Raw genomic sequence first — 18,654 nt, 5'->3', positions numbered from 1 at the left:
TATAATAATTGTATAACTTTACGAACAATTCTTTGAAAGAAAGCGATCATATATCACAAATCGTGTTGGATAATCATCTCCTTCTCCTGCAGGAGTGATAATTTCTTTTTCCTGTTTTTTCCAAATATTAGAATCAATAGAAGGGAAAAAAACATCTCCTTCTATTTCTTTTTCTATATGTGTAATGTACAGAGTATGTGCTAAACTGATCGTCTGTGCATAAATTTCCCCTCCTCCTATAATAAATATTTTCTTGCTTCCTGTTTTAGAAGCGAGATCAAGGGAATCAAGTATAGATGATGCTAGTACAGCTTCTGGATTCACACTTGCACGACGTGTGTTATCACGCGTGATAATAATGTTAGTTCTTCCTGGTAAAAGTCGACCGATTGACTGAAACGTACGATAGCCCATAACCACTGGATTTCCTGTAGTCAAGCTTTTGAAGCGTTTTAAATCGGAAGAAATCTTCCAAGGCATACCACCACAACTTCCAATAACATTATTACGTGTAATTGCAGCAATCAAAATAATTTCCGGTCTTGTCATCATACTGATACCTTAGCTAAAATAGCCGCATGTGGTTCATAAGACCTAAGAGTGAAATCTTCGTATCGGAATGATAATAAATCCACAATATTTGGATTAATGATCATTTGAGGCAAAGTTCTTGGAGATCGAGAAAGTTGTAAATCAGCTTGTTCAAAATGGTTATTATATAAGTGCACATCCCCAAGCGTATGAATAAATTCTCCATACTGGAATCCGATGACACTTGCCAACATCATCGTCAAAAGCGAATACGATGCAATATTGAATGGTATTCCAAGGAAAACATCTCCCGAACGCTGATATAATTGACATGATAACTTACCATTATCAACGTAAAATTGAAAAAGACAGTGACACGGTGGTAATGCCATTTTGTCTATCAAAGCAACATTCCAGGCTGATACTATATGACGGCGAGAATATGGATCAGCACGCAGACTCTGAACAATAGAGGAAATTTGATCAATAACATTTCCATCATAGTCAGGCCAAGAACGCCATTGTACTCCGTATATAGGACCTAATTCACCATCTTTATCAGCCCATTCATCCCATATACTCACACCATGGCGATGAAGATAAGAGACATTGCTATCTCCCCTTAAAAACCAAAGAAGTTCATGAACAACAGATTTCCAATGTACTTTTTTGGTCGTTAGCAAAGGAAAACCTTTAGATAAATCAAAACGCATTTGATAACCAAAAGTACTACGCGTTCCTACGCCTGTACGGTCTCTACGATCAGAACCAAATTTAATAACATGACGAAGAAGATCTAAATACTGGTGCATTCTTCCAACCTATTTTTTCACACAAAAATATCATTCACTGTTCTTTGAAAATGCCCTTCCAATATGAGTAAAACACATATATAATAATTGTGCTATTAGAAATATGGCTATAGCGATAAATAGTCGACGTAATAAGCTTGTTGGACCCGGGGGCAGTACCCGGCGCCTCCACCATAGATGGTAGCATGGGTCATTTCTTGTAACCGAGAATTTATACCGCAACATTACGGGGGCGAAATAGGATAGACAAGAGTGTAAAGGTTGAAAGTTCGCTCGGCATAGTACCGCCGTTATCGGGCTAAAAATGTAGTTGCAAATGACAACTCTGCTAGAGAAGTTCTCGCTGCCTAGTCAGTGTGATTTCTCACCTTAACTCCTGATGGGTTGCACTATCAGGCGGGGTTTGGAGGCACCTGGCAACAGAAGCCTCTTTAACAAGCGTGCACATTGTTATTTTCTCTTGAAACATATCGTGCTATACTTTTGTATAGTCAGGAGATGACCCCTAATAAAAAATGGTGTCATTGTGGAATTTTTTTTCAAGTCGTTGGCAATGGTTTTTTATTATTAAATGGATAGATACTTTGATGAATTATGATCATATTCGCTATGATATCTTAGCTAAAGAAGCACTTCGCGGTCTTGTTAAAGTCGTGTTGTCAGAGGTTGCATCTATTGGCTCTCTTCCAGGAGAACATCATTTTTATATAACTTTTGCTACGAATGCTCGAGGAGTTCGTATCTCGCAAAATCTTAGAAAAAATTACCCTGAAAAAATGACTATAGTAATTCAGAATCAGTTTTGGGACCTGAAAGTTCTTGATAATCATTTTGAAGTAGGCCTTTCTTTTTCTAATGTACCAGAACGCTTAGTTATTCCTTTTAATGCTATTAAGGGATTTTATGATCCATCTGTTAATTTTGAATTGGAATTTGATGTTCATATTGAACACATAGAAGAAAAACTAGAAGGAGGGAACACAGGAAAAGTCCTTACATCCCCTGATAATTTCGATAAGAATCAAACTAATTCTGTATCCCAAGATTCTTCAAAAAAGAAAAGTACGAAGAAACAGAACAAAAATAAGATGGCTTCAGTAATTTCCTTAGATAATTTTAGGAAGAAATAATTTAAGGAAATATGATCCATCTGGCACTTCGTGATTAAATACGAGAATAGGATCACATAGAAAAAATTTGATACGATCAATACGTCGACTCAGTAAAAAAATACCCCCTCTAATTCCCGTAAATATCTAATAAATTACTTCTCTATAATTCTCAGAATATTCGCTAACATAACACAATGTCGTGGGAGCCAAGGCAATCATCCATCAGTAGGACAACATGTGCGGAGACGGCTGCTATCCCAGCTCGTCCGTTTATGAGGCTGAATAATGGCAATGAAGGTAGTGATGATGGCTCTTTCATAAAAACGGGCATTTTCATTCACCAAAAACTCTTCGCGCTGGCGGAATCACTTAACCTGTAATCACAAAATCATTTTATCTCCTGAAAAGTTTTCTTGATTTTCTTTATCGTGAGAATTATCTTTTTCCTCTTTTTTATTTACAGAGTATTGGATGTCATCTTTTTTAAGATCATCGTTTTTATTTTTTTTTTCTTCTTCTTCAAAAAAATCGGTTTCATTCAAATCATGCATGCTCTCTGCTCCATTCTCAGAAAAATTCAGAAGATTTTCTTCATCCTGAGAAACCTTTGTTTTATTATCCTCGTCTGTAGAAGAATTAGGGAGAATTGATTGTAATTTATACCGTGATATACGTACATTTCCATCAGAAATTTTAAAATTTCCCGAAAGACGTGACTTCTTCGCAGAGAGCTCTAGATTTAATAATTTAGAGAAATCACCCGCAACAGAAAATACACCACTATAAATAGGTTGTTTTTCATTCCAAAAAAGATTTCCAAACAAATCAATAATAATAGGATAAGCAAGAGGAAATAACTGTATTTTTAAGGAAATAGCCTTATTTTTAGCAGGGAAATTAGCTGTAATCTTAAACGCACTTCTTTTATTGTCAAAATTCCCAGTTCCTTCAGCAATAACAGACCCTTTGATAGAATCAATAGACAATGGAGAAATGATATTTAAAAAACGAGCAGATATTTGAAGATTCAGATCTGATAAAAAGTATACCTGATCTGATTCCTGATCAATTATTTTGATTCTTCCTCCTTTAACATGGATTTTTTCCAAAATAACATTATGAATCATATCCATTGTACTTTTCCTCTGAAACCAATTGGATACGCCTTTTGAGGAGAGATAGAAATTGAGATGAGGTTGATCAATATACATATCAAAAACACGAATTTCACCGCTTAAAAGAGGCAAAAACTCCGCCCGCATTGACAAACCTTCTATCTTGGATTCGAAAGAACCGTCTTCTTTTTGATCAATCCTAATATCTTTGAAAAAAACTGATGGAAAAGGGAGAATGTGAATTTTTATTCCACCTTTTACTGCTATTTTTTTCCCCACAATAAGGGTAGCTTGGCGCTCAAAATCTTCTCGAAAATCGGTCCAATCGATAAATAAAGGAACGGTAAAAGCACCGACCAATACAACGGAAAATAAAAATCCTAGACCAATTAATACACGTCTAAGCAAAGCAATAACCCTAGTTCTAGTATATAACCAAACCAATTAAGAATAAAAATTCAACAAAATGAATACGCTCTCAGTGAATTGATTGATTGATTTCACAAAGAATTATCCTGCTCTCGAGATAACTCGAACACCGAAATATACCTCCGGAAATGACTTGGAAAAAATTATTACTTTTTCCGACAAACAACAACAGAAAGATTCTCTTTCCCATAAAATAATAACTGTTTATTCAAGAAAAAACTCAATGATATATACAATAAAACTAATAAAGTTATTTTTTGATATTTCCTCTCGGAAATATCTGTATTTCTATGCGCTGATTATTCTGACGTCCTACTTTAGTATCATTTGTATCAATGGGATACTTATAAGCGAATCCTCTCACAGATATGAATCTGTTGGATGACACTCCCCTTTGTATCAAATAACTCTTAATAACATCAGCTCTTTCCTGTGAAATCAAAAGATTATTTTTTAACGTCCCAATGGAATCTGTATGACTCTGAATTGCAATGACTGTACTGGGAAATTTATTTAAAATAGTCGCAATCAACTGTAACATAGGTAAAAATTTTTTTTCTAAAAAAACCTCTGATACAAAAGAAACATGTACTGGTATATAACATGTAATCATATCACCTATACGACTAACAACTATACCCGTATCCTGTAATTGCATCTGAAATTCATCTTCTGCTTTATCTAAAGAGCTCCCAAATCTTTTATTGACGATATCTGTATCATTCGATTTATGCAAAAATACCTTTTTCTTTTCTCTGCTAGCCAAACCACATCCAGAGATAGTCGTCATTATGAACATAGACAAACCTAATTCTTTTATCACGCAACCACCTCTTCTAATCCTCAATCATAGTGAAAAAATAATTAATTTTCCTACTTATTGATTGTTCACTAGCTAGGCTATATATTGCTTCCTTGTATTTTTATCAAACCTTTGTAGTATGTTTCCACGTAATATTCGATTTATTATAGGTGACATGTGCAACAAGACGATCAAAAAAGCCATTTTTCTCACATATTAAAAGGCGATTTTGTCCCTTCGTGTGTTCCTAACTATCTTAAAGGGCTCAATGCTCAACAAACTCATGCTGTTACAATCCCCGATGATACTCCGCTCCTCATATTAGCAGGAGCTGGTACTGGCAAAACGACAGTATTGATAGCACGTATGTTGCATTTAATCTGTCACAAGGAAATCCCTCCCTCGAAAATTCTTGCCATGACTTTTACCAATCAAGCAATTCAAGAAATGAAAAATAGATTAGCTTGTTATTTAGGAGAAAAGATTCCAAGGATTCAAACTTTTCATTCTTTCTGTGCAAGCATTTTACGCAAACATGGAGAAGTAGTCGGTCTTCCTACTGATTTTGCCATCCTCGATTCAGCTGAAAGTCGCACAATTATCAAACAATTACTCAAAGATTTACAAATTGACGACAAAGATTATGACCCCCATGAGGTGATCGAAAAAATAGATTATTGGCAAAATCGCGGTTGGAATCCAAAAGATATTCCACAATCCTCTTTAACTGAAGATGCAGAGATTCCAAAAGCAATCTATATTCAATATGTCGCCTATCTCCAGAAAACAAAAAGTTGTGATTTCGGCGGATTAATCATAAAAACCATTGAAGTATTGCATCATCCACATGTTTTGAAAAAGTATCATGAAAAAATTCCTTATATCATGGTGGATGAATATCAAGATATCAATACCCCTCAATATCTATTATTACGATTATTATGTCAAAAAGAAGACTCCAAACAAGGCGCCCGTATATGTTGTGTTGGTGACGAAAATCAGTGTATTTATGAATGGCGTGGTGCACAATTTTCTCATATCCTCAATTTTCAAAAAGATTTTAAAGATGCTAATATTATCAAACTTGAACAAAATTATCGTTCAACTACTCACATTCTCAATACGGCTAACAAGCTAATTTCCCATAATAAACAGCGCTTTGATAAAAAACTCTTTACCCAACGTGATTGTCATGATGATGCAAAAGTCAGCATACATGTTAGTCAAAGTGATAACTCTGAATTATCTACAATCATCCAAGAAATTATAAATATCCAAAATACAGGGATGTCTTTAAACAACATAGCCATCCTTGTACGCACATCTTGGCAAACACGCAAATTTGAAGATGCATTTCTTGAACAAGAAATCCCCCATAAGGTGATAGGAGGTAGTTTTTATGACCGTCAAGAAATTCGCGATGCCCTCGCTTATTTTCGCTTAGTATGCCAAGAACATAGAGATGAGGATTTTAAACGTATCATCAACTGTCCTAAAAGAGGCATAGGAAAAGAAAGCTTACACAAAATTCAATATCATGCTTCTCAACATCACATTTCCTTACTACAAGCAAGTGAAAAATTGATTGATAGCGGTCAATTTCGACCTCAAATACGCCAATCATTACAAAATTTTGTCAAAGATATTCGTCGGTGGAATAATTGTTCCAAGAAAATGGACCCTGCCCCTATTGCAAACATGATTCTTGAACAAAGTGGTTACATGGCAATGTGGAAGAATAATAAATCTTCGGAAAAATCACAGGAACGTCTTGATAACCTACGAGAACTTCTATCCATTATAGAAAAACATGAAACATTAGAAGGCTTTGTTCTCCAGGCTCCCCTGAGAGAGAATCTTGGTTCATTCATACCCGATTCTAATTGCATCCAAATCATGACTTTACATGCTGCCAAAGGGCTAGAATTTGATACTGTCTTCATTTCAGGATGGGAGCAAGGATTACTTCCTCACCAACTCTCAATCAACGAGGGTAATGTAGAAGGAGAACGCCGACTCGCATACGTAGGCATTACCCGTGCAAAAAAAAAATGTCATCTCTTCTATACTATCAATCGACGAACGCATGACTTTACCCGCGTAGAAAGATATCAACCATCGCAAGTATCACAGTTTTTATTAGAGTTATACGATCCTTCTCATACCCAAGAAATCATTTATGACGATATTTATGGCACTTTTTCTGAGCACTGGAATCAAATACCCGAACCATAAATAAATTTAAAGTCGGTGATTTCATACGACATAAAAAACTCGGAATAGGCACTATCCTGCATGTCTCGGACAACAAAGTACAAGCTCAATTCGATCTCCATGAATCCAAATCGATATTAGAGGATTTTATACAAAAGATAAATTAAGTTTATTGAAGTAGTTTAAAGAGTTACAGAATTAAGCACTACCATACTCTTCTCTAATAATTTCTATCTACGTGCGATAATCAGAAAAGTAAAAAAATAGATAAAAATAGCAATATTTCATAAAATAATAATAAAAGGGAAATAATATGGTTAATGTAATATAAAAACTAAATTTTCCTTATTTTAAAATATAAATAAAATAATAAATAAAAATACATCATTAATATTCAATTTTTTCCGTTTTTATACTAAATCAAAATCACTCTACTTTATATTTTTTAAATAGAATATTCAATTAGTTGAAAAAATTTTAATGAATTTATTGTACATTTCAATTCGTATTTATTTTAAATTGTAAGTAAAAGGAAAAGATATGAATACAAGAATAATAGGAACCGTATTAATGCTTGCTATTAGTCCTCTTTTATTTAGCTGTTCTTCTAAAAAAGGAGGTGAAAAAAAAGGTGCGGAGAAAAAAACTTCTGCTCCGTTGAAAAATGGTAAAAATCAATCCAGAAGATAGATTTCAAATCATATGCACGAAGACAAGGAACCTATCTCTTTCGCCATTACAAAGTATGACCTGCTCCTAGCAAACAAGAAGAGGTCTCACTTCAGAATATAAGAAGTTTGGACAAACTGCTAAATGCGGAAGAGATTCCTTATTTCTCCCTAATGTTATATCGTGTCTATCACCACATCCATAGAGACAACGCTCATATTCTACAAAAAGAGATTGTTTCTTATGATCGTACTCTGATGGTACAGTGTTAATCATCTGTTGATCAACAAACTAAAAAATGGTGTTTTTTTAATTATCTCGACATAACTTGGTTGTGCGTGCAATCGAGATGCGACAGTCCACCATCGATGGAAAGTTAAAACTTAATACCTCTCCACCGTATACTGTCACTTGTTTTTTAACTTTTGAGAATGCTACCGATTACAATCACTAGGATTGTAGCCTCTAAAGTTATTGTCACTGGGAGAGTTTATGGTGCTTGGAGCAATTAATCATTAAACGTGATACCCGTTGGACTGATTGTTATCTCCGACATATGAATTTTCATTCATATCAAACTCCCGTAAAACTAAAGTATCGTCTCTGATACTCATCTGAATTTTTGATCGCTAGTCGCAAAAAATAAAGCAAGAATCTTATTATGTTCCCGAGTTTGGAGTCGAGTTCTACCACTATTAAGAGGAAGAATTAGCAATCTAGACGTTGCAACCCATCAAGCGTTCGCAGTACTAAATTTTCTCATCTCTATGACAGCATTGGCCATGTGCCATTTTCTATTTCTATTATAAAAAAGTGGTTTGCTAGTAATAAAAAAATACAATGAAAGGAGAGCGGCTTAATCTCATCTAATCCCTTGTCAGAAAGGAAAAGAAATCCTAAAAAATAAGCTATGGCATAACATTATCGTATTGTTTTTTTTTGATTTCATTCTCTCCCAGTGCATTGCGTGCTATCTTACAAATTGATTGTCAAAAAACAAAGAGCTAATGATGCTTATATTATTCATTCTATTATCGTGGATTTTTTTGATTGTCTCGTATTGGCATTTGTTATGCCAATCTATCAGAAAAATATTTTTCATGAGCTGTTTTATGTTACTATTCTCATTCATTGGCTGGGGGATTATTCCAACGATATTATTGAAGCACTTACAATTTTCTTATCAAAGACCTTTGTTATCACCACAATGGAAAAAAGATGGTAATATCATTGTATTACTTGGAAATGGTACGACAATTATACCGACAATTCCTGCCATAAGAATTGAACCATCCTTTCAATCTTATTCTAGAATTTTTGAAACAATGCGGCTTTATAAATCATGCAAACAACATAGCATGCACTGTACCATTATAATAAGTGGAGGAGATCCACAAAAACATGGTCTTGCGGAATCTATTGTCTATAATAATAAACTCTTAGAAAGCGGCGTTGAAAGAGACGATATCAAACTTGAAACACAGTCACTTGATACATTTCAAAATGCACAATTTTCATCATCAATGATCAAAAATATGCAAGGGAAAAATATTATTTTAGTGTCATCTGCCTATCATTTGAAACGCAGTCAATTATACTTCCAACATTTCGGTATAAACACCAAAGCATCATGTTCTGATTATTTGAATGCATATTATAGCATTATTCCTTTGAGCGCTAATTTTTATCTGACTGAACTTGCGCTGAAAGAATACATAGGGATTTTAATTGCCTACTATCGTGGAAACAGATGATAACTCTTTAGTATACGTGATACGGTAAATAGATAAGATAATTGACAGAATAGGTTATTCCTACTAGAAAATTTACGGGCATTTATTCTAAACTAAAAATAGTATAAAAACGCTGTGCTATCAAAATAATAGGTTTACAACAGTGAAAGGATTGGGCATGCCTGCATTTAAATCTGATTTTCTGAGTATTCTCTCCGAAAGAGGGTTTATCCATCAAATTTCCAACCCTCGAGAACTTGATATATTATGTTCTCAAGGCGTCGTTACGGCGTATATCGGCTACGATCTTACAGCTTCTTCTTTGCATGCAGGCCATCTTACGCAATTAATGCTACTCTTCTGGTTACAAAAGACAGGTCATAAACCCATCTCTCTCATGGGAGGAGGAACCAGTATAATTGGAGATCCTTCTTTTAGAGATGAAAGCAGAAGAATGATGCGCTCTCAAGAAATTCAAGAAAATATTGAAAAAATTAAAGGTATATTTTCTTCTTTTATCAAGTATGGAACTGGCAAAACCGATGCGTTAATGCTCAACAACGAGACTTGGTTGTGCTCAATTAAGTATATTGATCTTTTACGCGAAATTGGTAGTTTTTTTTCTGTCAACCGGATGCTCTCGTTTGAGTCTGTACGATCACGGTTAAAACGCGAGCAGTCTCTTTCTTTTCTTGAATTCAACTACATGATTTTACAAGCTTATGACTTTGTAGAGCTTGCGAAAAACTATGATTGTCGTCTCCAAATGGGAGGATCAGATCAATGGGGAAATATTATCTGTGGCATTGATCTTGGAGAGCGTTTGAAAACTCCAAAATTATTTGCTCTTACTTCTCCACTGCTTACTACTGCTTCTGGCACTAAAATGGGAAAAACACTGTCAGGAGCTATTTGGCTTAACAAAGAAATGACTTCTCCTTATAATTTTTGGCAATACTGGCGTAATATCGATGATGCCGATGTAGTCAGTTTCGCAAAGAGACTCACAACTCTACCAATGTCTGAGATTGATCGCATGGCAAAGTTGCAAGGGAAAGAAATCAATGAAGCTAAAAAAATCATTGCAACAGAAATCACTACAATGGTGCACGGAAGAGAAGAAGCAGAAAAGGCAGCAACTGCTGCAATGGAATGTTTTGATATGAGCATACATTCACAACACATGCCGACCATATCTATCTCGAAGGATGAAGTAAGTAGGGGAATGGGTCTTTTGACGCTTATTGTTAAAGCAGGATTTGCTACTTCAACCAATGAGGCACGTCGACATTTGAAAAGTAATGCTATAAAAATTAACAATAGCATAATCTCAAACGAAAAGTTGCAAATTAAACTGCAAGACTTTGATTCCACAGGAAATATAAAACTTTCTTTCGGAAAAAAGAATCATATAATCTGTCATCTTTGCGGTTAATTTCCTATCATTTTTTTGAATATTTTTTATAACTTCTACGAGGTAGTCGTCATTGCTTTTTTTAAAAAGTACTGTAAAAAGTATCGTTTTGCTGCAAAATATTTAAATTAATTCCAGTAGTTTACCTAAAAAATTTTCCCGAAGTAGATGGCAATGAATGATATTATGTTGCAAAGCGTATTTATTCAAAAAATAGTCCGTCAATTGAAAAGCACTTTTGAGAGAATCGGCATCTATCGTTTGTTCTTCTTTCCAAAGAAAAGATGGTAGTACCAGCATTTTCTCTGCATAAGGAAGCCCTACTGAACGACAAACAGCCCCCCCAGATTTAGGAGAAACCCATAGAAGATCTTGCGTAACACCTGTTACAACACATTTTGTAAGATCAAGTCCAAATCCAATATTTTTCAAAAGCATTAATTCGATTTGAACAAAGATCTTGCCTATTACAGACGGAATTTTATGACAGTTTAAGAAGATATTAAGCATATCATAAAGCTCTAGACATGGCTCTCGTTCAGGCAAGAATCGAAAAAGAGGAACTATGGATTGTAATCCATAAAGAAAAAGAGAAGAAGAAAGAAGTTTAGCACAATGAGATTCAAGAACTTCGAAACGAAATTCTCCTAAGTTTTGAGCTAATCTTGATCTCCAATTAACTCTCACTAAATTTCCTGCTTGCAATATTGGTTGCATACGATGAGATTGCCCATTACGCACAAATCCCAAATGACGTCCATACTGACGAGTCATCACTTCTAAAATGATATTTTTCTCACCGTAAGAACGAACCCCCAAAATTATCGCATCATCTTGCCAATACACTTCTAGCCTATTCGTGCCATATTTACAGTGTTAACCAATCGTTTAGAGAATACTAACCAACCTTACCAACTCTAAAAACCAGTAAGGATATTCATTGCAAGAAGAACAATTTATTTATTCCAGCGCAATGTAGCGTGAACAACACGATTACCCAATGTCTTTTAGACCTTGATCAGCATTTACCTGTACCATCATCCCTCAAAATGCACCTAAACGATTGACATCATTTTCAGAACTTTTAGAACTATTCCCAAACGTGCCCATAACATTTGATTCAGCGCAATAAACACCCGATCAATGCTGCCAAACTTCCCCTACTGTCAAATGCTGAGCATCCTATTCATAAAAGATTGTTCTTTGCCTTGTTGTATAGACCCCTTACTGGACATTTTGCAATTTTCCCTTGGAGAATATCTTCAATCTGTCGATAGCAGTCACAAGCCTTCTCCAAGACTATCATACTGTCCTAACCATATATATGGCAAAGGTATAATCCTTTGTAGAAGTGTGTCAAGAACAACTGAATTATAATCCTCATTGCTAGAGTAAAATTTTTTCAATTCCTTCGATCGACTCACTAATGTTCATATTGATGAAGTTAACCAACTTTCATCTATAATTTGTATTCTAATACATAATAATATAAGCACGGTATAACAACTGATCCAACATGACTTCTTTCACATCCAATGTACCTGAATCAAAGATAGATTACTCATTAGGATCATCCTACCGTTTCATATCGCTATGACGTATTAGAAGAAGCAGTTTTCTTCGTCTTTCCAAAAATTCCACCAATAAATCAATAGTCTTGATTTACTGATGAAAATAATAAAATAGCCCTTAATCTCTTCAATCCTGCCCAACAAAAAGAAACCCAGCCAGCAGCATAATTATTTTAATATAAACCACAATACTTATATCACTTCACTATAGTGACTTAACCTTCAGTGATAAATCACCACTATCAGGTGTTTGTATCTCAGGATTTGTCATGTTAATCAAGTGAGTAATAATGCGTTTTGCCTCAAAAAATCGTTGATTGATAGTTGGTAACAAGCAGTCGAAAACAAGATTCTGATCAGGACGAATAATGATCTTTCCTTTTTGTTGCGCAATGTACTGCAATAATGCTTCTGGATTACTAAATGTCTTATGGCGAAACTGTATAATAATACCTTTGAGACCTATATCCATCTTATCGATATTAGCAATGCGACAAAGCAATTTGAGAAAGACTACTTTTAATAAATGAATAACTTCAATCGGTAATGGACCAAATCGATCTACCATTTCTTCTTTAAAATGACTAATATCAGCATGATCCGTAATATTACCAAGCCGCCGATATAGCGAAAGGCGTAAATTAATATCAGAAACATAACTTTCTGGTATCATGACTGATGCCTCTATGAGAACCTGGGGAGACCAATCACTCTCCACCAAGTCTTTTTGTCCTTTAATGGACGCAACAGTTTCTTCCAGCATTTTTTGATATAACTCGAAACCTATTTCCCTAATATGACCGGACTGCTCTTCTCCCAAAAGATTCCCTGTACCACGAATATCAAGATCATAACTCGCAAGTTGAAATCCTGCTCCTAAAGTATTCAAGGACTGTAAAATTCTCAGACGTTTTTGGGCAGCAGCAGTTAAAGGACGATTTTCTGGCAATAGAAATAAAGCAAATGATGCAATTTTTGATCGACCTACTCTCCCACGTAGTTGATATAATTGAGCTAAACCAAACATATCAGCTCGTTGTACAATCATTGTATTAGCTTTTGGCAAATCTAATCCAGATTCCACAATAGAAGTGGAAAGCAATACATCATATTGCCCTTCATAAAAAGCATTCATTTTATCTTCAAGATTTTTAGGAGACATTTGTCCATGTGCCATTGCAATTTTGAGCTCTGGAACTTCTGACTGTAAAAAGGTATAACATTTTTCTAAATCTGAGAGACGAGGACACACATAAAAACTTTGTCCTCCTCGATAATATTCACGCATTAAGGTCTCACGAACTACTAAGGGATCAAAAATTGAAATAGAAGTTCGACAAGCAATACGATTAATCGGCGGCATGCTAATCAACGATAACTCTCGCACGCCTGTTATTGCCAATTGCAAAGTACGCGGAATAGGTGTTGCCGAAAGAGTTAAGACATGTACGCCAGTATGAGTTTCTTTTAATGCTTCCTTATGTTTAACACCAAAATGCTGTTCTTCATCAATAATAATCAACCCAAGATTAGCAAAGGTGATCTTTGGATTTAATAAAGCATGCGTACCAATAACAATATCTACCTGACCTTCTGTGATAGATTTTTTATGGAGAGCTGCTTCTTTTGTTTGTACGAAACGTGAAATACTGGCAATACGCACCGAAAAACCTTGAAAACGTTCAGAAAACAATCGAAAGTGCTGTCGCACTAACAGCGTTGTAGGAGCAATAACTGCTACTTGTAATCCATTCATGACGGCAATGAAAGCGGCTCGCAACGCAATTTCTGTTTTTCCAAATCCTACATCGCCACAAATTAATCGATCCATGAGCCGACCACTAGACAAGTCTTGGATTACAGCATCAATAGCTTTTTCTTGATCTTCTGTTTCAACGTGGGGAAATCTTTTTATAAATTGACTATATAAATCCTGTGAAACCATCAGTGGAGGAACGGAGTGAATGGCTCTTTTTGCGGCAATGTCGACAAGTTTTTGTGCTAAATCTTCAAGACGTTTTTTTAAGTTAGCTTTACGCGTTTTCCAAGCAGATCCCCCTAACTTATCAAGCGTTACTGTAGTAATTTCTGTACTATATCGGGAGATTAAATCAATATTCTCTACTGGCACAAATAATTTTGCATTATCAGCATAATGCAATTCAAGACAATCATGGAATGTTCCGGATACTTCAATACTATATAAACGCACAAAGCGCCCTATTCCATGTTCTGCATGAACAATAATAGCTCCTTCTTCGATATTAGAAGAATCAAAGAAAGACTGTGCATGAACGTTCTTTTTTCGAACAACACGACGTGCTATTTTCTTTCCTAGCAAATCTGTTTCGGTCACAAGGATCATATGTTTTGTTTCAAATCCTTGATTGATAGGAAGAATTACTGCTGCAATTTCTTCTTTTAGTAGAGAATTTATTTCCGTTAAAGTATTGATCTTCTTTATTTTTTTAAATCCATGACTCTCTATAAGATGAATTAAATGTTGCAATGCTCCTTGTGAAGAGGCACTTATGATTGTTTTTATCCCTTTTTGAGCTTGCTGAGCAACATGGCTCAAAAATTTATCAAATCTACCGCCTGATTCCCAGTTATCTTGCGATTCAATTTTTTGTACAGCAGATGGTACCCAAGATTTTCCTGGAAATGCATTTAGATGAACAACACGATTGTGAGCGGTTTCTTGCTGGTTAAAAGCCGTCATCTGAACCAACTTGTGAGTAGTTTGGATTAATGCATCAAATTGCTGATAATTGAGGTAGAGTTTTTCTGGCGCAATAGGTTTATAAACGGAATACTGTTTTTTATCCGAAGAATACTGCAATCTCGCTTCATAATAATCTTGAATTAATTGGGAACGCTTGCGCGCTGTTTCCTTAACCAAAGGATCGGTTATTATACAGAATTCACTTAAATATGGGAAAATTGTTTCCATACTTTGATAGAAAAAAGGCAACCAATGCTCCATGCCAGGATATCGACGTCCTTGAGAAATAGCAACATAGAGAGGATCTTCCTGCGTTGTTGTACCAAAATTCGCAAGATAATTTTCACGAAAACGACTTATATTTTGGGAAGTAAGCATAACTTCACTTAAAGTATTGATTTCAAAGATAGAAATTTCTCTGATTGTCCGTTGCGTGCTAGAATCAAAAAGACGGAGACTATCAATAGTATTCCCAAAGAAATCTAGACGTACAGGATATTTTTTAGTAGGCTCATAAACATCTAAAATACCTCCTCGTACAGCATATTCCCCTACTTTATATACCGCATTAACTCTTTGAAATCCGTTGGTTTCTAATTTTTCTATCACCTTTGCCATATCAATTTGATCTTTAGATTGTATTGATAACTTATAATCTTTGATCGACATAATATTGACAGAACGACACATTACAGCACTGACAGTTGTGAGAACAATAATTGTTTCTTTAGATGAATTGAAAGAAACAAGATTAGAAATACAAGAAAGACGCCGTGTTACCACATAAGGAGAAGGTGATACACGATCATATGGAAGGCAATCCCAAGCTGGGAAAATGATAACTCTAATATCTGGAACGACCAATGTAAGAATTTTTTTAAGATTGATTAGAATCCGTTCATCAGAACAAATATAAACGAGAGAGAGACCCAAACGTGCTATTTCTGCTAGAATAAACCCTTCAGTACCATCGATTACTGGAGAAAGGGTGATTTTTTTACAATATTTTTCACTAATTCTTTCAATATCGGATCCAAAAATCATTGCAGACTTCCTAGCATGTTTTTACGATCTAAATTGTTAGAATAATAATCGTATATTTTTTTAAAAATAGGTGTACGCAAATATTCTGGTGGTTTTTCCATTCCTGTAAACCATTTAAAAAGATTAGAATCATCTTCTTCTATAATAGATTCAAGCATGGTCAACTCAACTGAACTCAGCTCTAAAATGAAATGATCAACAAAAGACCCCAAAATCAAATCCATTTCACGTGTCCCTCTCCGCCAACAACGATAGACAATTTTGCGACACTGCAGATTCATATTTTTTTTCATCTAATGACTCTACTTATTCTTAACATATTGCTATAGTTCCTTATGAAATCATCGTTCTCATTATTGATTATAATCCATATAAGATATGCGCCCTTCTTTTCTCAATCCCCTATTTGCTCCTTTATCAACTTTTCGAGGCGTTGGGAAAAAATATTCTTTGTTTTTATCCAAGATTATCAATTGTGGTAACGCAAATGAAACCCGTTTTATAGATCTCTTATTTTATCATCCTTCATCTTTCATTGACCGTCACTATCGTCCAAAAATTTCAGAAATTTCAGAAGAAAGAATAGTAACAATAACGGGTTATATTAGCCAGCATTCTTCTTTTCAACTTCAAAAAAGAAGACCCTATAAAATTCTCCTTAACGATGGAACTGGTGAAATTACCTTATTGTTTTTTTATAGAAAAACCGAGATGTTGAAAAATGTTTTTTTTGAAGGGAGAAAAATTACCGTCACAGGAAAAATCAAAAAACTCAAAAATCGCATTATCATGGTTCATCCTCATTATATTTTTCATAATTCTCAAGATGTAAACTTCCCGCTTATTGAAGCAGTTTATTCTCTCCCGACAGGCTTATCAGTAGATCTTTTCAAAAAAATTATCGTTGAAGCACTATCAAGATTACCCGTATTACCTGAATGGATAGAAAAAGATTTATTACAAAAGAAATCCTTTCCTTCTATAGCAGAAGCATTCAATATTATTCATAATCCCCGTAAAGCAAAAGATTTTGAGTGGACATCCCCAGCGAGAGAGCGACTTGCGTATGATGAATTATTAGCAGGACAAATTGCATTATTGTTAATGCGGAAACAATTTAAAAAAGAGATTGGTATTCCAATCAATGTTGAAGGGAAAATTGCTCAAAAAATTTTGCGAAATATCCCTTTTTCTCCAACAAAAAGTCAAGAATCCGCTATCAAAGATATTCTGCAGGATATGTCACAAAAAAATAGAATGCTCCGTATTCTACAAGGTGATGTAGGCTCTGGAAAAACACTGGTTGCATTAATAGCAATGGCAGCAGCAGTGGAAGCAGGAGGTCAAGCAGTTATCATGGCACCTATTGGGATTCTAGCACAACAACATTATGAATTTATCAAAAAATACACGCAAAATACCCAAATTATTGTCGAAATTATTACAGGAAATATGCCACAAGCCCATAGAAGAAAAGCACTAGAACGAATCGCTCACGGTCAAGCGCACATCATCATTGGCACTCATGCTCTTTTTCAGGATTCCATTCAATATTATAAACTTATTTTAGTTATTGTCGACGAACAACATCGTTTTGGAGTCCAACAACGTCTCAAATTGACTCAAAAAGCCACGGCTCCCCATGTTTTACTCATGACAGCCACTCCTATTCCCCGCACACTTGTTCTCACTTCTTTAGGGGATATTGATATTTCTAAAATAACGGAAAAACCTGCAGGCAGAAAACCTATTAAAACTGTTATCATTCCTATTAACAGAATAGACGAAGTCATTGAAAGACTCAAAGTTGTTTTATCAGAGGGTAAAAAAGCCTATTGGATTTGTCCTCAAATTGAAGAAAAAAAAGAATCAAACTTTCGTTCGGTAGTAGAACGCTTTAATAGCCTGCATGAACATTTTACCTCGTCTATTGCTATAATTCATGGACGCATGTCCGATATTGACAAGGAATCAGTAATGGATTCTTTTAAAAATGGAACATGTAAATTATTAATTGCAACAACCGTCATTGAAGTCGGAATCGATGTTGTTGATGCCTCAATTATAATCATAGAAAACGCAGAACATTTTGGACTCGCACAACTACATCAATTACGAGGACGCGTTGGACGCGGCGAAGAAATATCCAGTTGTATTCTCCTATATCATCCTCCTCTGAGCAAAAACAGTTATACAAGACTATCAGTATTGAAAAATACAGAAGATGGATTTCTGATTGCCGAAGAAGATTTAAAACAACGCAAAGAAGGAGAAATCCTCGGCATCAAACAATCTGGAATGCCTAAATTTCTTATTGCTCAACCTGAATTGCATGATTCTTTGTTAGAAATAGCACGTAAAGATGCCAAACATATTCTCACACAAGATCCAGATCTGACCAGTGTCCGAGGACAATCTATCCGAATACTTTTATATCTCTACCAATACAATGAAGCGTTCCAATTTATCAGGGCAGGATAAAA

At 35.0% G+C, this 18,654-nt stretch carries 13 protein-coding genes and 1 other RNA gene; 7 read left to right on the top strand and 7 right to left on the bottom strand.

Translation table 11 applies throughout. From position 1 onward, the window contains the following. Positions 1-18: 18 nt before the first annotated feature. Complete coding sequence (locus CD16_RS04260) at positions 19-549, bottom strand: dihydrofolate reductase (protein ID WP_015452788.1); 531 nt, start codon at positions 547-549, stop codon at positions 19-21. Next, on the bottom strand, positions 549-1,343 hold the full coding sequence (locus tag CD16_RS04255) for a thymidylate synthase (protein WP_015452787.1): 795 nt from the start codon (positions 1,341-1,343) through the stop codon (positions 549-551). Before CD16_RS04255 ends, CD16_RS04260 begins: the two co-directional genes overlap by 1 nt. Before the next feature lie 52 nt (positions 1,344-1,395). Here CD16_RS04255 and ssrA point away from each other — a divergent pair. Together ssrA and CD16_RS04245 are read left to right on the top strand one after the other, a co-directional pair. Next, positions 1,396-1,777: a transfer-messenger RNA gene (gene ssrA, locus CD16_RS04250) on the top strand. A gap of 153 nt (positions 1,778-1,930) precedes the next feature. Then, the gene (locus CD16_RS04245; protein ID WP_040055325.1) at positions 1,931-2,473 is read left to right on the top strand and encodes an SspB family protein; all 543 of its coding nucleotides are present in this window, start codon (positions 1,931-1,933) and stop codon (positions 2,471-2,473) included. A 362-nt stretch (positions 2,474-2,835) separates the two neighbouring features. On the opposite strand, the gene CD16_RS04240 is transcribed toward CD16_RS04245, so the two are convergent. Both CD16_RS04240 and CD16_RS04235 read right to left on the bottom strand, forming a co-directional pair. After that, entirely contained in the window at positions 2,836-3,978 is a 1,143-nt protein-coding gene (locus CD16_RS04240) for an AsmA family protein (protein WP_015824945.1), read from the bottom strand. A 271-nt stretch (positions 3,979-4,249) separates the two neighbouring features. Further along, positions 4,250-4,822: an OmpA family protein gene (locus CD16_RS04235; RefSeq protein WP_015452784.1), complete on the bottom strand. Its 573-nt coding sequence runs from the start codon at positions 4,820-4,822 to the stop codon at positions 4,250-4,252. 156 nt (positions 4,823-4,978) lie between these two features. On the opposite strand from CD16_RS04235, the gene CD16_RS04230 reads away from it, so the two are divergent. The 4 genes from CD16_RS04230 (at position 4,979) to tyrS (ending at position 10,852) form a co-directional block, all read left to right on the top strand. Next, a complete protein-coding gene (locus CD16_RS04230; protein ID WP_015452783.1) occupies positions 4,979-7,036 on the top strand; it encodes an ATP-dependent helicase in 2,058 nt (685 codons plus the stop codon). A gap of 519 nt (positions 7,037-7,555) precedes the next feature. Next, positions 7,556-7,705: a Sec-dependent effector m04250 gene (locus CD16_RS05720; RefSeq protein WP_015452782.1), complete on the top strand. Its 150-nt coding sequence runs from the start codon at positions 7,556-7,558 to the stop codon at positions 7,703-7,705. Positions 7,706-8,784: 1,079 nt separating this feature from the next. Continuing rightward, the gene (locus tag CD16_RS04225) at positions 8,785-9,438 is read left to right on the top strand and encodes a YdcF family protein (RefSeq protein WP_015452781.1); all 654 of its coding nucleotides are present in this window, start codon (positions 8,785-8,787) and stop codon (positions 9,436-9,438) included. 157 nt (positions 9,439-9,595) lie between these two features. Further along, complete coding sequence (gene tyrS, locus CD16_RS04220) at positions 9,596-10,852, top strand: tyrosine--tRNA ligase (protein WP_015452780.1); 1,257 nt, start codon at positions 9,596-9,598, stop codon at positions 10,850-10,852. 102 nt (positions 10,853-10,954) lie between these two features. On the opposite strand, the gene recO is transcribed toward tyrS, so the two are convergent. The 3 genes from recO to CD16_RS04205 form a co-directional block, all read right to left on the bottom strand. Further along, the gene (gene recO / locus CD16_RS04215) at positions 10,955-11,677 is read right to left on the bottom strand and encodes a DNA repair protein RecO (protein WP_015452779.1); all 723 of its coding nucleotides are present in this window, start codon (positions 11,675-11,677) and stop codon (positions 10,955-10,957) included. Between the two features lie 930 nt (positions 11,678-12,607). After that, on the bottom strand, positions 12,608-16,171 hold the full coding sequence (gene mfd / locus CD16_RS04210) for a transcription-repair coupling factor (RefSeq protein ID WP_015452778.1): 3,564 nt from the start codon (positions 16,169-16,171) through the stop codon (positions 12,608-12,610). Next, a complete protein-coding gene (locus CD16_RS04205) occupies positions 16,168-16,464 on the bottom strand; it encodes a succinate dehydrogenase assembly factor 2 (protein ID WP_015452777.1) in 297 nt (98 codons plus the stop codon). Before CD16_RS04205 ends, mfd begins: the two co-directional genes overlap by 4 nt. 85 nt (positions 16,465-16,549) lie before the next feature. Between CD16_RS04205 and recG the strand changes: the two genes are divergently transcribed. Then, positions 16,550-18,652, top strand: coding sequence for an ATP-dependent DNA helicase RecG (gene recG / locus CD16_RS04200; RefSeq protein WP_015452776.1), 2,103 nt, complete (start codon positions 16,550-16,552; stop codon positions 18,650-18,652). Positions 18,653-18,654 lie beyond the last annotated feature (2 nt).

The organism is Candidatus Liberibacter asiaticus (assembly GCF_000590865.3).
GTDB lineage: Bacteria > Pseudomonadota > Alphaproteobacteria > Rhizobiales > Rhizobiaceae > Liberibacter > Liberibacter asiaticus.
Note: the sequence above shows the minus strand (reverse complement) of the source record. Positions and strands in the feature narration are given on the sequence as shown.

What these genes read in the sequence shown, in the direction of transcription:
- CD16_RS04245 (WP_040055325.1), top strand. Translation starts at nt 1,931, where the DNA reads ATGAATTATGATCATATTCGCTATGATATCTTAGCTAAAGAAGCACTT.
- CD16_RS04225 (WP_015452781.1), top strand. Translation starts at nt 8,785, where the DNA reads ATGAGCTGTTTTATGTTACTATTCTCATTCATTGGCTGGGGGATTATT.
- recG (WP_015452776.1), top strand. Translation starts at nt 16,550, where the DNA reads ATGCGCCCTTCTTTTCTCAATCCCCTATTTGCTCCTTTATCAACTTTT.
- tyrS (WP_015452780.1), top strand. Translation starts at nt 9,596, where the DNA reads ATGCCTGCATTTAAATCTGATTTTCTGAGTATTCTCTCCGAAAGAGGG.
- mfd (WP_015452778.1), bottom strand. Translation starts at nt 16,171, where the DNA reads ATGATTTTTGGATCCGATATTGAAAGAATTAGTGAAAAATATTGTAAA.
- CD16_RS04260 (WP_015452788.1), bottom strand. Translation starts at nt 549, where the DNA reads ATGACAAGACCGGAAATTATTTTGATTGCTGCAATTACACGTAATAAT.
- CD16_RS04255 (WP_015452787.1), bottom strand. Translation starts at nt 1,343, where the DNA reads ATGCACCAGTATTTAGATCTTCTTCGTCATGTTATTAAATTTGGTTCT.
- CD16_RS04205 (WP_015452777.1), bottom strand. Translation starts at nt 16,464, where the DNA reads ATGAAAAAAAATATGAATCTGCAGTGTCGCAAAATTGTCTATCGTTGT.
- CD16_RS05720 (WP_015452782.1), top strand. Translation starts at nt 7,556, where the DNA reads ATGAATACAAGAATAATAGGAACCGTATTAATGCTTGCTATTAGTCCT.